The sequence below is a fragment of the Microbacterium sp. 4R-513 genome, from assembly GCF_011046485.1.
Lineage (GTDB): Bacteria > Actinomycetota > Actinomycetes > Actinomycetales > Microbacteriaceae > Microbacterium.
On sequence record NZ_CP049256.1, the window covers coordinates 3,372,111 to 3,387,273 of the forward strand.

Here is a 15,163-nt window from a genome sequence, read left to right on the forward strand (position 1 = left end):
CGAATCCGACAAGGGAGAGACGCACAATGCTGCACCACCGCGACAACATCCGCGACGAGATCCTCGACGAGGTCTTCTCATCGAGCGACCTCTCGGTCTCGATGCCGAAGTACCGCATCCCCGAGAAGGAGCACCTCGCCCGGCACGCGTATCAGGTCGTCTCCGACGAGCTCATGATGGACGGCAACTCGCGACAGAACCTCGCGACGTTCTGCCAGACGTGGCTCGAGCCCGAGGTGCGCGCCCTCATGGCCGAGACGCTCGACAAGAACATGATCGACAAGGACGAGTACCCGCAGACGGCCGAGATCGAAGCCCGCTGCGTCCACATCCTGGCCGACCTGTGGAACTCGCCCGACGCCGCCAACACGCTGGGCACGTCGACGACGGGGTCGAGCGAGGCGGCGATGCTCGGCGGGATGGCGCTGCTGTGGAACTGGCGGGCGCGCCAGCGGGCGGCTGGCAAGCCGACCGACAAGCCGAACCTCATCACGGGTCCGGTGCAGGTCTGCTGGCACAAGTTCGCACGGTACTGGGACGTCGAGCTCCGCGAGATCCCGATGGAAGGCGACCGCTTCCTGATGACCCCGGAGGAGGTCGTGAAGCGCGTCGACGAGAACACCATCGGCGTCGTGCCGACTCTCGGGGTGACGTTCACGGGCGGCTTCGAGCCGGTGCAGGCGGTGAGCGACGCGCTCGACCAGCTGCAGGAGGAGCAGGGCCTCGACATCCCGATCCACGTCGACGGAGCGAGCGGCGGCTTCCTGGCGCCGTTCACGGCGCCCCACATCATCTGGGACTTCCGGCTGCCTCGGGTCAAGTCGATCAACACATCCGGCCACAAGTTCGGCCTCGCCCCGCTGGGCGTCGGCTGGGTCGTGTGGCGGGATGCCGCGGACCTCCCCGAGGACCTGATCTTCAACGTCAACTACCTCGGCGGCAACATGCCGACGTTCGCGCTGAACTTCTCGCGGCCCGGGGGACAGATCGTCGCTCAGTACTACAACTTCCTGCGCCTGGGGCGCGAGGGATACCGCAAGGTGCAGCAGTCCTGCTACGACACGGCGATGTATCTCGCGTCCGAGATCGACAAGCTCGGGCACTTCGACATCATCAACGGCGGCAGCCCGCAGGAGGGCATCCCGGCGGTGTCCTGGAAGCTCAAGGACGGAGTCGATCACGCCTTCACGCTGTTCGACCTCGCCGACCGTCTGCGCGCCCGCGGCTGGCAGGTGCCGGCCTACACGATGCCGAAGAACCGGGAGGATCTGCCGATCCAGCGGATCCTGGTGCGCGTCGGCTTCAGCCGTGACGAGGCATCCCTGCTCATGAACGACTACCGCGACGCGATCGCCCACTTCGACAAGCACCCGATCACGGTGCCGATGAGCGAGGAGGAGGCTGGGGCCTTCCACCACTGAGCCGATCCGAGGGGCGGTCCCTGCGGCATCCCGCCGCACGGACCGCCCCTTCGGCATCGCTACGATCGGACTGTGGCCTCACCCCCTCGCCCTCTGCGCCTGCGCCGGGAGGCGTGGGGATTCATGATCGGATCGGCATGCTTCGCGATCGGAGCCGTCCCCGCCTATGCGAACGCCGTCGGACCCGTGTGGGGCTCGGCGACCTTCTTCGTCGGATCGATCTTCTTCACCCTCGCCGCGCTCATCCAGCTCGCGCTGAGCGGGCGGCGGCCACCAGAGAAGCCGCTGCAAGGGGCGGATGCCGCCGACTGGTGGTCGGCAGCCATCCAGTTCCTCGGCACGCTCCTCTTCAACCTGAGCACCCTCGCCGTGCTGGTCGAGGCGGCCGCCTCACCCCGGCAGGACTTCACCGGGTGGCGACCGGATGCCTGGGGCTCGATCGCCTTCCTGATCTCGAGCGTCTTCGCGCTCGTCGCCGCGAACCGGCGTCACGAGCTCTGGGACCCGCTCGCCCGCACCGGCCACGGCACGATCCTCAACATGGTCGGGTCGATCGCGTTCGGCTTCTCCGCCGTCGGCGCCTACATCCTCCCGGCGACCGGAGATCCGCGGAACCTCGAGTGGGCGAACCTGGGCACATTCGTCGGTGCGGTCTGCTTCTTCGTCGCTGCCGTCCTCGCCCGGCGGAATATCGAGCCCGCGGCGGGGCGTTAGCCCTGACGTGACCGAACCCATCCGAATCGACGTCTGGAGCGATATCGCCTGCCCGTGGTGCTACATCGGCAAGCGGAATCTCGAGAAGGGACTCGCCGAGGCATCCGCCGACGACGACGCCCCCTTCGTGGAGGTGACGTACCACTCCTTCGAGCTCTCGCCCGACACGCCGGTCGATTTCGAGGGCGGTGAGGCGGACTATCTGGCCCGGCACAAGGGCATCTCTGCGGAGCAGGCCACCGGCATGCTCGACCGGGTCACCGGTGTCGCGGCCGACGCCGGACTGGAATACCGGTTCGACATCCTCAAGCACACGAACACCGTGAAGGCCCACGAGCTCCTCCACTTCGCGAAGGATCAGGGCCGCCAGCTCGAGCTGGCAGAGCGGCTCATGTCGGCGTACTTCACCGAGGGCCGCCACGTCGGGCGCGAGGACGAGCTCGTCTCGCTGGCTGTCGACGCGGGTCTCGACGGCGACGCAGCCCGCGAGGCTCTGCGGAGCGGGCGCTATCTCGCGGCCGTGCGCGCCGACCAGGCGCAGGCATCCGCGTACGGCATCAACGGCGTGCCGTTCTTCGTCATCGACGGCAAGTACGGGGTTTCCGGCGCGCAGCCCGCCGAGGCGTTCGCGCAGATCGCGCGCCAGGTGTGGGCCGAGCACCGCGACGCCGACGAGGACGCCGCCTGAGGCCGCCGGCCCGCCGTCAGGCGGGAAGATTCCGCTCGATGACCTCGACGATCGCGGGGTCGTCGGGCTTCACGTTCGGCCGGAAGCGATGCATCGCGCCGTCGGGCGTGAGCACGAACTTCTCGAAGTTCCACAGGACCGGACCGCGCTTGCCCTCGGCATCCCGGGTCTTCTTGAGCGCCTTGTAAAGCGGCGCGGCCTTCCCGCCGTTGACCTTCACCTTGTCGAGGACCGGGAAGGTGACGCCCCACGTCATGGCGCAGTAGTCGAGGATCTCGTCCATCGATCCCGGCTCCTGACCCGCGAACTGGTTGCAGGGGAACCCCAGCACCGTGAAGCCGCGGTCGGCGTACGCGCGCTGCAGCTCCTCGAGCTGCTCGTACTGCGGCGTGAGCCCGCATTTCGAGGCGACGTTCACCACCAGGAGCACCTTGTCGCCGTAGTCGGCGAGCGTCTTGGTCTCGCCTTCTGCGGTCTGGAACGGGATGTCGCGGAGCGAGACGTCGACGGCCTGGGTCATGTTTCCAGGCTAAGGCCCTTCTTCAAGGAGGCGCCCGGTTTCGTCTGGGAGAATGAGAGGATGACGACCGCCCTGGCTCCGGCCCGCGCGCTGCGCATCGGGCCCATCGAGCTCGATGCGCCCGTCGTGCTCGCTCCCATGGCCGGCATCACCAACACGGCCTTCCGTCGCCTGTGCCGCGAGTACGGCGCCGGCCTGTACGTGAGCGAGATGATAACGTCGCGCGCGCTCGTGGAGCGCAACGCCACGACGATGCGCCTCATCACGCACCACGAGTCCGAGACCCCGCGCTCCATCCAGCTCTACGGCGTCGATCCGAAGACGGTCGCCGAGGCGGTCCGGATCCTCGTCGCCGAGGATCGCGCCGATCACATCGACCTGAATTTCGGATGCCCCGTCCCCAAGGTCACCCGCAAGGGCGGGGGAGCGGCCCTCCCGTGGAAGCGCGAGCTGTTCCGCGACATCGTCACAGGCGCCGTCCGCGCCGCGGGCGACATCCCGCTGACGATCAAGATGCGCAAGGGCATCGACTCCGATCACCTCACCTACCTCGAGGCGGGACGTATCGGCGAGGACGCCGGAGTCGCCTCGATCGCGCTCCACGCTCGCACCGCCGCCGAGTTCTACTCCGGCCAGGCCGACTGGTCGGCCATCGCGAAGCTGAAAGAGACCGTCACGAGCGTGCCGGTGCTCGGCAACGGCGACATCTGGTCGGCCGACGACGCGGTGCGCATGATGGCCGAGACGGGCTGCGACGGCGTCGTCGTCGGACGCGGATGCCTCGGCCGTCCGTGGCTGTTCGGCGACCTCGCCCGGGCGCTCGGCGAGCCGGGGGCGGCGATGGGCGAGCCCGTCGACGCGACGCTGGGGTTCGTGGCCGCGGCGTTCCGCCGCCATGCCGAGCTGCTGGTCGAGTTCTTCGAGGACGAGGACCGCGGATGCCGCGACATCCGCAAGCACGTCGTCTGGTACTTCAAGGGATATCCGGTCGGCGGCGACACGCGAGCGCGGCTCGCGACGGTGTCGAGCCTCGCTGAGATCGACGACCTGCTGGCGACCCTCGACCTCGAGGCTGCCTATCCGGGCGCCGCGGCGGAGGGTCAGCGCGGACGCGCCGGAACCCCCAAGCGCCCCGCGCTGCCCGACGGCTGGCTCGACTCGCAGGACCTCGGAGCCGAGGCATCCAGCGCCCTCGCCGAAGCGGAACTCGACCACAGTGGCGGCTGACGCTTCGACGAGCTCCGGGCTGGCGCCGGCGCTCTCGGCTGCCGCGACGGGTGCGGTCGGCGTCGCGTCGGAGCGGCCGGAGGGCTATGACGACGCCGACGCGGCGCGCTTCCACCGCGAGCGGCACCGGTCGCAGCGCGACGACTTCGCACGCGACCGCGCCCGGGTGCTGCACTCGGCGGCGCTGCGTCGCCTCGCCGCCAAGACGCAGGTGCTGAGCCCCGCGAGCCCCGCCGACTTCGCGCGCAACCGCCTGACGCACTCGCTCGAGGTGGCACAGGTCGGGCGGGAGCTCGCGACCGCGCTGCGACTCGCACCCGACGTCGTCGACACGGCGTGCCTGAGCCATGACCTCGGGCATCCGCCCTTCGGGCACAACGGCGAGCGGGCGCTCAACGACTGGGCCGAGGACTTCGGCGGCTTCGAGGGAAACGCGCAGACGCTCCGCATCCTCACCCGGCTCGAGCCGAAGGTCGTCGACGACGACGGCGCGAGCTTCGGCCTGAACCTGACTCGGGCGAGCCTCGACGCGACCTGCAAATACCCGTGGACGGCGGATCATCCGCTTCCCGACCCCGGTGGCCGCCTCAAGTTCGGCGTCTACCCCGACGACGAGCACGTCTTCCGCTGGATGCGCCAGGACGCTCCGGGTCGCGTGCGCTGCATCGAGGCCGAGGTCATGGACCTGTCCGACGACATCGCCTACTCGGTCCACGACTTCGAGGACGCGATCGTCAACGGCTACCTCGATCCGGCGTTCCTCGCCGACGTCCGGGTGCACGACAAGCTGCTGAGCGGAATCCAGTCGTGGGTGGGTTTCGACTTCGCGCGCGACGAGCTCGCGGACGCGCTGTACCGGCTCATGCGGATGCCCGAGTGGATCACGTCCTACGCAGGCACCCGCGCCGACCACGCACGGCTGAAGAACCTCACCTCCGACCTCATCGGACGATTCGCCCGGGCCGCGACGACGGCGACGCGGGATGCGTACGCTCTCAATGTGCTGACCCGCTATCGCGCCCACGTCGTCGTGCCGCGCGTCGTCGAGGCCGAGATGGCGGTGCTCAAGGGCATCATCGGAGCCGTCGTCGTGTCGATGGAGGGCCGCAAAGAGCTCTACAAGGAGCAGCGACGCGTGCTCAAGCGCCTGGCGACGGCGCTGTGGGAGCGGCCCGAGGAGCTCGACGCGCTCTACGCCCTGGACTTCGAGACGGCGAGAACGGATGCCGCGCGCCGCCGTGTCGTCGTCGACCAGGTCGCGAGCCTGACCGACCAGCTGGCGATCGCCTGGCACGGACGCCTCGTCGGCGAGGTGGATGCCGAGTCCATCGGCGTCTGGGCGCCCGGTTCGCAGAAGCCCGGCCGCCGGGTCGCCTCGCGCGAGGACGCCTGATGCCGGGGCGGATCCGTCAGGCCGACGTCGACGAGGTCAAGGCCCGCACCAACATCGCGGACATCATCGGCGAACGCGTCGCGCTGAAGTCCGCCGGCGTCGGCGCGCTCAAGGGGCTGTGCCCCTTCCACGACGAGCGCAGCCCGAGCTTCAACGTGCGCCCGCAGGCGGGCTTCTACCACTGCTTCGGCTGCGGCGAGTCGGGCGACGTCTACTCGTTCCTCCGCAACCTCGACCACCTCTCCTTCACCGAGGCCGTCGAGCGGCTCGCCGCCCGCATCGGCTACTCGCTCCACTACGAGGACGGCGGAGCCGCTCCCGAGACCTCCGGGCGTGCGCGCCTGTACGCTGCGAACGCCGCCGCGGCGGAGTTCTTCCGCGCGCAGCTCGCCACCCCCGAGGCGGACATCGCCCGGCGCTTCCTCGGCGAGCGCGGCTTCGACGCCGGCGCCGCGGCCCACTTCGGAGTCGGCTTCGCCCCCAAAGGATGGTCGGGCATGCTCGACGCCCTGACCGCCCAGGGATTCTCGCGCGACGACCTCACCGCGGCGGGTCTCGTCTCCCAGGGGCAGCGAGGCGTCTACGACCGGTTCCGCGGACGCGTCGTCTGGCCCATCCGCGACGTCACGGGTCAGGTGCTCGGCTTCGGAGCGCGCCGGCTCTTCGACGACGACAACGGACCGAAGTACCTCAACACGCCCGAGACGACGATCTACAAGAAGGCCCAGGTGCTGTACGGGCTCGACCTCGCGAAGCGCGAGATCAGCCGCAGCCACCGCGTCGTCGTGGTCGAGGGCTATACCGACGTCATGGCGTGCCACCTCGCAGGCGTCACGACGGCCATCGCGACCTGTGGCACGGCCTTCGGCTCCGACCACATCACGGTGCTCCGAAGGGTGATGGGCGACGATTCCGCGGCGGGCGAGGTCGTCTTCACGTTCGATCCGGATGCCGCGGGACAGAAGGCCGCGCTCCGCGCCTTCGCCGACGCCAAGCGGTTCAATGCGCAGACCTACGTCGCAGTCGGCCCGGAGGGCCTCGACCCGTGCGATCTGCGTCTCCGCCGCGGCGACGGCGCCGTCCGGACGCTCGTCGACACGAAGTCGCCCATGGTCGAGTTCGTCCTCGACCAGCGCATCTCCGGCTTCGACCTCGCCAGCGTGGAAGGTCGTGTCGGGGCTCTTCGCGCCGCGGCGCCCGTCGTGGCCGAGCTCCGCGACCCGCTGCTGCAGCCCGAGTACGTCCGCGTCCTCGCTCGGCGCCTCGGCATGGACACCGAGGACGTGCGCCGCGAGGTCGAGCGCGCGAGCCGAACGGGCGACCGCGGCCCGGCGCGACCGGCGCCCGATCGTCCGGCCGATGGGGCGACGGATGCCGCGCCCCTCGTCCGCGTCACACTCGCGTCGCTGCCCCGCACCGCGGAGGTGGCGCTCGAGCGCGACGCCCTGATGGGCCTGCTGCAGTTCGGGCACCGCCTCGACTCCGCACTGCGCGAGCGCGCGTTCGCACTGCCGTTCCGGCACCCCGCCCTCGAAGCCGTCCGCTCGTCCGTGGCCCCCGAGGCGGCCGTCGACCGGCCCGGCTGGGCCGCGGAGGCCATCGGCACCGTGCGGGAGCCCTTCCGCTCCCTCGCAGCCGAGCTCCTGACGGCGGACTTCCCGGCGCTCACCGACGACGAGGCCGTGGCCTCGGCATCCTCCCTCTGCCGGCGGCTCATCCAGCGATCGCTCGATCGCGAGAAGGCAGAGCTGCTGGGTGCGATCCAGCGCGTGCCGCCGGACTCCGAGGAGGGGCGGTCGATCCGCCTCCGTCTGCGGGAGCTGGATGTGAACCGGCAGCAGCTCGTCTCGGAGTCCTGATTCCGCACGCCGGCTGGCCCCCGGCCGCCGCGCAGGGCAGGATGAGTCCATGCCCCGCCGCCGTGACGCCGACGTCGCCATCCGTGCGACGGACCTGTCGCTCGCTCGCTCGACCCGGGGCGCCGTGGACGTGCGCGTCGTGGACGGGGCATCCTTCGTGGTCCCGCACGGCGGGACGCTCGCGATCATGGGTCCGACCGGAGCCGGCAAGTCGAGCCTCGCCGCCGTTCTGGCGGGCGTCGACGCGCCCGGCCTCGCCGTCGTCGGGGGAGACGCCTGGGTCGAAGGCATCCCGGTGCGACATCCGGGGCGCTCCCGCCGGGAGCTGACGTACTTCACCGGCTACCTCGCGCAGTCCGCCGGGGCGAAGCTGCCGGCGCGCATGACGGTCGCCGACGTGATCGGCGAACCCATCACGAGCCGCGACCGACGCGTCAACCAGCGGGCTCTCGCGGTCCGGGTGGCGACCCTCCTCGACGAGCTGATGCTGCCGCTCGGAGCGGCCGCCAAGTACCCCTACGAACTCAGCGCCGGCATGCGCCAGCGGGTCGCGTTCGCGCAGACGCTCGTGCTCGAGCCGCGCGTGTTCATCGCCGACGAGCCGTTCGCCAACATGGACGTCGAGGTCCGCAGAGCCGCCCGCGACGCGATCCTGCGCCGGCGCGCGCGAGGCATGTCGACTCTCGTGGTGACGAATGACGCCGAGGTCGTCCGGGAGCTCTCGGCCGACGTGCTCGTGCTGAGGGGCGGCCATACGGTCGCCTACGGGCGCGGCACGACGGATCTGCTGTGGACGCCGAGCTCGGAGGCCGATCATCGCCTCGTCGCGTCGTGAGCACCCCTCCGGCTTTGCTAATATGGTGTGGTTGCCCGCGCGAGAGCGCGAAGCATTCCTCCATAGCTCAATTGGCAGAGCAATCGGCTGTTAACCGATAGGTTCTTGGTTCGAGTCCAAGTGGGGGAGCGAACGGCTCCGGACTCCACTCCGGGGCCGTTCTTCATTTCCGGATGGCTACCGCCGACGCTCGGAGCGGTCAGGCTTCGATGTCGTCGATTCCAGGCGTCCAGGATGCGCCCGGCCGACCCCACCCGCGCTTGCGCGCGATCTTCTGCGTCGTTTTCCAGTCGCTGTCGTCGAGTCGGTCGATGTAGAGGATCCCGTCGAGGTGGTCGAACTCGTGCTGCATGATGCGCGCCCGCCAGCCGTCCACCTCGATGCGCACCGGCTCGCCCTCGAGGTCCGTGCCGGTGACGAGGACCTCCTCGGAGCGGCGGAGCGGGAACCGTTCGCCGGGGAACGAGAGGCATCCTTCGGATTCGTCGTCGGGGTCGGGATCGCCCGGCACGAGCGGACGCATCCACAGCTCCGGGTTGATCAGCACTCCCCGCCAGGGCTGCCCGTCGTCGTCCTGGTACGAGTACGTGTAGATCCGCAGCGGCACCCCGACCTGGGGGGCGGCGAGCCCGACACCGGGCGCGGCATCCATCGTCTCGAACATGTCGGCGACGAGCGTGCGGATTTCGTCGGTGACCTCGTCGACCGCCGCTGCGGGGGCGTGCAGGACGGGGTCACCCATGATGCGGATCGGCAGAACGGCCACGCCTTGAGCCTATCGAGGCATCCGGGCGGTTAGTGTCGGAGGGTGCTGTGGGCGGAACTGACTCTGGATGAGGTGACGGACGACCTCATCGGATTCTTCCGGGAGCCCGCCATCCTGATCGGCATCCCGCTCGCCCTGCTCGGCGCCGTCTTCATGTCCTTCGGCGCTCAGTACCAGCACCGCGGTGTCACGAAGGTGGAGCGGCTCAGCGGGCTCTCCGGCGCATCCGGTCTCAGCGGGCGTCAGCTCGTGAGCCTCCTCAAGCGCCCCTCATGGGTCGCCGGCACCGGCATGCTGGGGCTCGCGATCATATGCCAGCTGAGCGCCCTCGCCTTCGCGCCGCTCATCATCGTGCAGCCCATCGGAGCGATCTCGCTCGTCATCACGACTCTGCTGAACTCCCGCGTGACCGGCATACGGCCGACGAGACGATCGATCATGGCGATCATCGCGTGCGTCGGCGGAATCTTCATCTTCGTCACGATCGCCGCGTTCTACGCGACTGAGAACCCCGTGACGCCACGAGAGACCATCGTCATCCTCTCGCTCCTGGGCGTCGTCCTCGTGGCGCTCGGCGCACTCTGGCTCTGGCTTCGCAAGCGCGGTCAAGCTCTCTTCTACATCGTCGCGTCCGGCATGATCTACGGCTTCGTCGCGACTCTCGCGAAGGTCGTCATCGAGCGCATCAAGGCCAATGACTTCGACTGGCTCACGATCCTCTGCATCGTCGCCCTGCTCGCCGCCGTCGCGATCGGCGCCTATTTCGTGCAGACCGCCTACGCGGTGGGTCCGCCCGACCTCGTCATCGCCGGCCTCACCGTCATCGACCCCATCGTCGCCGTGATCATCGGCCTGACGGTCCTGCAGGAGGCGGCCAACGCGCCGCTCTGGGCCTTCATCGGCTTCGCGCTGGCCGGTGCGATCGCCGTCTTCGGTGTCATCACCCTCGCCCGGTTCCACCCGGAGGTGCTCTCGCACAGCGGTGAGCTGCCCATACCCCGGGGGAGCAATCCTCCGGAGGGACCGGAAGAGCCCCGTTGAGCGACGGATGCCGCGCCTAGGCGTCCTTCGGAACCTCGATGACGATCCGGCCATCGTCCATGCGCCCCTTGTCGCCCGGTGTCGGCGCCGGCGCGGGCAGCTCGACGGTGGCCTCCCAGTCGCGATGAGCGTCTTCGGCGGAGGGGCGCCAGACGGCGTCCAGTCCCGAGCCGAGCCCGCCTGACGGCGCTCGTCCGTCCAGCTGCCGTCTGAGTTGGTCGCGCTTCAGGACCGGTGCGAGGATAACGAGCACGGCGGCAGCGGCCAGGGCGACGCCCACGCCGATCCACAGACCCATGTCCATGACGTCGGAGTCTAGACGAGGCTCAGCAGGTGGTTCTCTGTGACGGCGTCCAAGGCCAGCACTTTGTAGCCCTGCTCTTCGAAGAAGACGGTGATCCGGTCGCTCTCGACCTCCACGACGCTGCCCCGGCCCCATTCGATGTGCTTCACGCTCACGCCTGCGGGATAGGGCGTGTCGACCTCTTCTTCAGCTTCCTTCGCCGTGCCGGCCCGGCAGGTGTCGCAGTGGCCGCAGGGCTCCGGCAGGTCCTCGCCGAAGTAGCCGAGCAGGACCCGGCGCCGGCAGTCGCGAGTCTCGGCGTAGCGGCGCATGACCTCCAGTCGAGACTCCTCGATGCGCTCCCGGCGCTCCGACGCCTCCTCTGCGCCCGCCGCGGCTGCCGCCGGCGTGAATCCCGCACGGGGCCGTGCGCCCCGCCGTGTGACCGACACCGCACCCGCCTCGGCGAGAAGATTCAGCAGTGCGGTGGCCGAGCGGGGGGAGATCTCCAGCCGCTTCGCGAGCTCGGTCGCCTTCACGGGCGAGTCGGATTGCGCGAGTGCCCGGTAGGCGGCCGCCGCCCGCTCCTGGTCGACACCGCGGGCGACGAAGTACTTTCGCAGGCCGAGGTCTTCGGAGCGGTAGAACAGGATGGCGCTCGCGGGATCGCCGTCGCGGCCGGCCCGGCCCACCTCCTGGTAGTACGCGTCGAGCGAGTCGGGCACCGACGCATGGGCGACGAAGCGGACGTTCGGCTTGTCGATCCCCATGCCGAAGGCGTTCGTCGCGACGACGACGTCGACCTCGTCGTCGAGGAAGGCGTCGTGGACGTCCGATCGCTCCCGCGCCGGCAGGCCCGCGTGATAGGCGGACGCGCGGAGGCCGTGCGAGCGCAGCACCTCCGCGTACTCCTCGGAGTCTCGTCGGGTCGCCGTGTAGACGAGCCCGGGCTTGGGGAGGGCGAGCACTTCGTCGATGACCCGTTCGCACTTCTCGTCATCGGTCGTCGCACGGTGCACGGTGAGGTCGATGTTGGGCCGGTCGACTCCGCGCACCACGACGAGGGCGTCCCTCATGCCGAGCCGTGCCGTGATCTCGGCACGGACCGGCTCGGCCGCCGTGGCCGTGAGCGCGACGGTGACGGGCCTTCCGAGGCGCTCGCGGACGTCGCCGAGCCGAAGATAGTCGGGCCGGAAGTCGTGACCCCAGCTCGCAACGCAATGCGCCTCATCGACGGCAAGGAGCCCGACGTCGAGCCTGCGCAGGCGCTCCACGACATCGTCCTTCGCGAGCTGCTCCGGCGCGAGGAAGACGAACTCCGCCGCGCCCTCAGCCAGGGCGTCCCAGGCCTCCTCGACCGCCCGCTCCCCTCGAGAGGAGTTGATCGCGACCCCCTTGGGCGCACGAGGCGTCTCTTCGAGCTGGTTCAGCTGATCGCGCTGGAGCGCTATCAGCGGCGAGACCACTACGGTGATGCCCTCCCGGATGGTGCCGGCGAGCTGATAGACGGCCGATTTTCCCGCTCCGGTCGGCAGCACCGTGATGACATCGCGGCCGTCGACGAGCGCGGCCACAGCCTCCTCCTGGCCGTCCCGCAGGTGCTCCCAGCCGAAGAAGTCCCGCGCCGCCTGCGCGATCGGCCCTGCCGCCATCCCTCGTCTCCCTCCGACGTCGCACCATCCTCGCAAGCGGCGGGGGAGGGATGCCGGGGATTGACAGCGTCCTGTGGAGAAGTGGCCTGAGCGGGGTTGCTCGCGCACGCACTCGTAGGGCGGGTGGGACTTGTCCCTACCGCCACTCCACACGCCGCTCCGCGGCGCGCGGAGCCTCCGGCGGCAGGGGCCCGCCCACGGGTGGGCTCGCGCAGCCACCCGACATACGAGTGCGGCGCGGGACAAGCCCGCGCCGCACTCGTAGGGCGGGTGGGACTTGAACCCACGATCGTCGGGTTATGAGCCCGCTGCCTTGACCAGCTTGGCCACCGCCCCTCGCGCCCTCGCGGACGCGCAACGAGCCTACCGTGCACGCGAATGACACGCTTGTCATTAGCACTCGCGCTGGGTCATAATGGCCCCAGCACAACCGAACAGCAGTCGCGGTTCCGTTCAGGTCGTTGGGGAAGACGTACCTGGTGAAACGGAGAGACCATGGCGACACCACAAGCGCGTGGAGTGATCTATATCCACTCCGCGCCACGCGCGTTGTGCCCCCACCTCGAGTGGGCTGTCGGGCGAGCCCTCGGGCGCGCCGTGAACTTCGATTGGGCCGATCAGCCCATCCTGGCGGGCAGCCGACGAGCCGAGTTCTATTGGGAGGGCCCGGCCGGCACCGGCGCCGCCCTCGCCACGGCGATCCGCGGGTGGGAGCACCTGCGGTTCGAGGTGAGTGAAGACCCGACCCCCCGCAGCGACGGCGGCCGCTGGATGCACACACCGGGACTCGGCATCCACTACGCCCAGACCGACACGGCGGGCAACGTCGTCGTCGGCGAGGACCGTGTGCGCTACGCGCTGGAGGTGTCCGCCGGCGATCTCGCAGAACTGCAGCGAGAGCTGGAGGTCGCCCTCGGGGCCGCGTGGGACGAGGAGCTCGAGCCGTTCCGGCACGCGAGCGACGACGCTCCCGTGGTGTGGCTCCACAAGGTCGGCTGACGCAGAGCGCGGAGGGGCGGCATCCCGGATCGAGGATCGAGATTTCAGGAGGGCGAGGCGCCACTACCGGTGATCGGAGGCCGATGAACCCGGGCGCTGGGACCGCGAATCGCCGCCTGACATGAGAGAGGCCCCCGGAACCGAACGGTTCCCGGGGGCCTCTTCACGTGTGCGTCGTCGCGGATCAGACCGAGGCGAACGCGGCGACGGCGTTGTGACCGCCGAAGCCGAAGGAGTTGCTGATCGCCAGCTGCTGGCCGTCGCCGAGCGCCTGCGTCTCGCCCGAGATGCGGAACGGCACCTCGGGGTCCTGCGTCGTGATGTTGATCGTGGGGGGTGCCACGCGATCGCGGAGCGCGAGGATCGTGAAGATCGCCTCCAGCGCGCCCGTACCGCCCAGCAGGTGGCCCGTGGAGGCCTTGGTCGCCGACACCGGGATGTCGTCGATCCTCGATCCGAAGACCGTCTTGAGCGCGACGTACTCGTTCGGGTCGCCGACCGGGGTCGAGGTGGCGTGCGCATTGATGTGCGTGACGTCCTCGGGCGAGGCATCCGCCATCTCGAGCGCCATCCGCACCGCGCGCGCGGCGCCCGTGCCCTCGGGGTCGTTCGCCGTGATGTGGTACGAGTCGGCGGTCACGCCACCGCCCACGACCGCCGCGTAGATCTTGGCGCCGCGAGCCTTCGCGTGCTCCTCGGTCTCGAGGATCAGCACGGCGGCACCCTCGCCCATGACGAAGCCGTCGCGGTCGATGCTGCCGGGGCGAGAGGCCGTTTCGGGGGAGTCGTTCCGCCGCGACAGGGCCTGCATCGACGAGAACGCGGCGATCGTCACGGGGTGGATGACGGACTCGGTGCCGCCCGCGATGACGACGTCGGCGAGACCCGAGCGCAGGTGCTCGATCGCATTGACGATCGACTCCGTGCTCGAGGCGCACGCGCTCGCCACCGTGCGCGCGTACGCACGCGCGTTGAAGTGGAGGGAAAGGTTCCCGGCCGCCGCGTTCGGCATGAGCATCGGGACGGTCATGGGGAGGACCCGGCGGGGGCCCTTCTCGCGGAGGATGTCCCACCCGTCGAGGAGCGTGTGAAGTCCGCCGATGCCGGTCGCGAAGTCGACTCCCAGCCGCTCCGGCTCGACGTCGGGTCCGCCGGCGTCGTTCCACGCCTCGATCGCCGCGACGAGCGCGAACTGCGAGGACGGGTCGAGGCGCTTCGCCACCGGGCGCTCCAGCACCGTGTCGGGGCGGACCTTCGCCTCGGCGGCGAACGAGACGGGAAGGCCGTATTTCTCGACCCAGTCGTACTCGAGGGTGCGGGCGCCGGACTCGCCGTCCAGGAGGGCCGACCAGCTCTCGGGAGCCGTGCCGCCCAGGGGCGACGACGCGCCGATGCCGGTGACGACGATGCGGGAGTTGCTCATATGGTGGGGGATCCTCGCTCGAGCCGGTGGGGGCCGAAGCCCCCACCGGATGGCTTACGCCTGGTTGGACGTGATGAAGTCGACGGCGTCACCGACGGTCTTGAGGTTCTTGACCTCGTCGTCGGGGATCGTGACGCCGAACTTCTCCTCCGCGTTGACGACGATCGTCATCATCGAGATGGAGTCGATGTCGAGGTCGTCCGTGAACGACTTGTCGAGCGCGACCTCATCGGCCGAGATGCCGGTCTCGTCGGTGATGAGCTCGGCGAGCCCTGCGAGGACCTCGTCGTTGGTGAATGCCATGGGGTTTCTCCTGTTTCTCGGGGGTTCGCGGACCCTGGC

Annotated in this window: 15 protein-coding genes and 2 tRNA genes; 10 read left to right on the forward strand and 7 right to left on the reverse strand. The window is 69.7% G+C overall.

The window, feature by feature from the left end; all coding sequences use genetic code 11:
* The first annotated feature begins 26 nt into the window (after window positions 1-26).
* The 3 genes from G5T42_RS14920 to G5T42_RS14930 all read left to right on the forward strand — a co-directional run bounded on the left by G5T42_RS14920 (window position 27) and on the right by G5T42_RS14930 (window position 2,823).
* On the forward strand, window positions 27-1,421 hold the full coding sequence (locus G5T42_RS14920; RefSeq protein ID WP_165129578.1) for a glutamate decarboxylase: 1,395 nt from the start codon (window positions 27-29) through the stop codon (window positions 1,419-1,421).
* Between the two features lie 72 nt (window positions 1,422-1,493).
* Window positions 1,494-2,135, forward strand: a complete 642-nt coding sequence (locus G5T42_RS14925) for a hypothetical protein (protein ID WP_241245848.1) — start codon at window positions 1,494-1,496, stop codon at window positions 2,133-2,135.
* Window positions 2,136-2,142: 7 nt separating this feature from the next.
* On the forward strand, window positions 2,143-2,823 hold the full coding sequence (locus tag G5T42_RS14930; RefSeq protein ID WP_165129579.1) for a DsbA family oxidoreductase: 681 nt from the start codon (window positions 2,143-2,145) through the stop codon (window positions 2,821-2,823).
* A 16-nt stretch (window positions 2,824-2,839) separates the two neighbouring features.
* Here G5T42_RS14930 and G5T42_RS14935 read toward each other — a convergent pair whose 3' ends face one another.
* Window positions 2,840-3,343 carry a glutathione peroxidase gene (locus G5T42_RS14935; protein ID WP_165129580.1) on the reverse strand — a complete coding sequence of 168 codons (504 nt, stop codon included), beginning with the start codon at window positions 3,341-3,343 and terminating at the stop codon, window positions 2,840-2,842.
* Between the two features lie 60 nt (window positions 3,344-3,403).
* On the opposite strand from G5T42_RS14935, the gene dusB reads away from it, so the two are divergent.
* The 5 genes from dusB (at window position 3,404) to G5T42_RS14960 (ending at window position 8,786) form a co-directional block, all read left to right on the forward strand.
* Window positions 3,404-4,570, forward strand: coding sequence for a tRNA dihydrouridine synthase DusB (gene dusB / locus G5T42_RS14940; RefSeq protein WP_165129581.1), 1,167 nt, complete (start codon window positions 3,404-3,406; stop codon window positions 4,568-4,570).
* Window positions 4,571-4,589: 19 nt separating this feature from the next.
* Window positions 4,590-5,963, forward strand: coding sequence for a deoxyguanosinetriphosphate triphosphohydrolase (locus G5T42_RS14945; RefSeq protein WP_165130269.1), 1,374 nt, complete (start codon window positions 4,590-4,592; stop codon window positions 5,961-5,963).
* Entirely contained in the window at window positions 5,963-7,822 is a 1,860-nt protein-coding gene (gene dnaG, locus G5T42_RS14950; RefSeq protein WP_165129582.1) for a DNA primase, read from the forward strand. The genes G5T42_RS14945 and dnaG overlap by 1 nt, the downstream gene beginning before the upstream one ends.
* A 49-nt stretch (window positions 7,823-7,871) precedes the next feature.
* The gene (locus G5T42_RS14955; protein WP_165129583.1) at window positions 7,872-8,657 is read left to right on the forward strand and encodes an ATP-binding cassette domain-containing protein; all 786 of its coding nucleotides are present in this window, start codon (window positions 7,872-7,874) and stop codon (window positions 8,655-8,657) included.
* 56 nt (window positions 8,658-8,713) lie between these two features.
* Window positions 8,714-8,786: transfer RNA gene (locus tag G5T42_RS14960), tRNA-Asn, on the forward strand.
* Window positions 8,787-8,856: 70 nt separating this feature from the next.
* Here the strand turns inward: G5T42_RS14960 and def are convergent.
* Window positions 8,857-9,423 carry a peptide deformylase gene (def, locus tag G5T42_RS14965; protein WP_165129584.1) on the reverse strand — a complete coding sequence of 189 codons (567 nt, stop codon included), beginning with the start codon at window positions 9,421-9,423 and terminating at the stop codon, window positions 8,857-8,859.
* Window positions 9,424-9,465: 42 nt separating this feature from the next.
* Here def and G5T42_RS14970 point away from each other — a divergent pair, with 42 nt between their 5' ends.
* On the forward strand, window positions 9,466-10,464 hold the full coding sequence (locus G5T42_RS14970; RefSeq protein WP_241245849.1) for a DMT family transporter: 999 nt from the start codon (window positions 9,466-9,468) through the stop codon (window positions 10,462-10,464).
* 16 nt (window positions 10,465-10,480) lie between these two features.
* On the opposite strand, the gene G5T42_RS14975 is transcribed toward G5T42_RS14970, so the two are convergent.
* From G5T42_RS14975 to G5T42_RS14985, 3 genes are all read right to left on the reverse strand, one after another.
* Entirely contained in the window at window positions 10,481-10,768 is a 288-nt protein-coding gene (locus G5T42_RS14975) for a hypothetical protein (protein WP_165129585.1), read from the reverse strand.
* Window positions 10,769-10,779: 11 nt separating this feature from the next.
* The gene (locus tag G5T42_RS14980) at window positions 10,780-12,399 is read right to left on the reverse strand and encodes an ATP-dependent DNA helicase RecQ (RefSeq protein WP_165129586.1); all 1,620 of its coding nucleotides are present in this window, start codon (window positions 12,397-12,399) and stop codon (window positions 10,780-10,782) included.
* Window positions 12,400-12,661: 262 nt separating this feature from the next.
* Window positions 12,662-12,735, reverse strand: a tRNA-Ile gene (locus G5T42_RS14985).
* Window positions 12,736-12,894: 159 nt separating this feature from the next.
* Here G5T42_RS14985 and G5T42_RS14990 point away from each other — a divergent pair.
* Window positions 12,895-13,398 (forward strand): DUF3145 domain-containing protein, encoded by a 504-nt coding sequence (locus G5T42_RS14990; RefSeq protein WP_165129587.1) that lies wholly within the window; start codon window positions 12,895-12,897, stop codon window positions 13,396-13,398.
* Window positions 13,399-13,582: 184 nt separating this feature from the next.
* Here the strand turns inward: G5T42_RS14990 and G5T42_RS14995 are convergent, their stop codons facing one another.
* Together G5T42_RS14995 and G5T42_RS15000 are read right to left on the reverse strand one after the other, a co-directional pair.
* Complete coding sequence (locus G5T42_RS14995; protein WP_165129588.1) at window positions 13,583-14,821, reverse strand: beta-ketoacyl-[acyl-carrier-protein] synthase family protein; 1,239 nt, start codon at window positions 14,819-14,821, stop codon at window positions 13,583-13,585.
* 54 nt (window positions 14,822-14,875) lie between these two features.
* Window positions 14,876-15,124, reverse strand: coding sequence for an acyl carrier protein (locus G5T42_RS15000; protein ID WP_165129589.1), 249 nt, complete (start codon window positions 15,122-15,124; stop codon window positions 14,876-14,878).
* Between the last annotated feature and the right edge of the window lie 39 nt (window positions 15,125-15,163).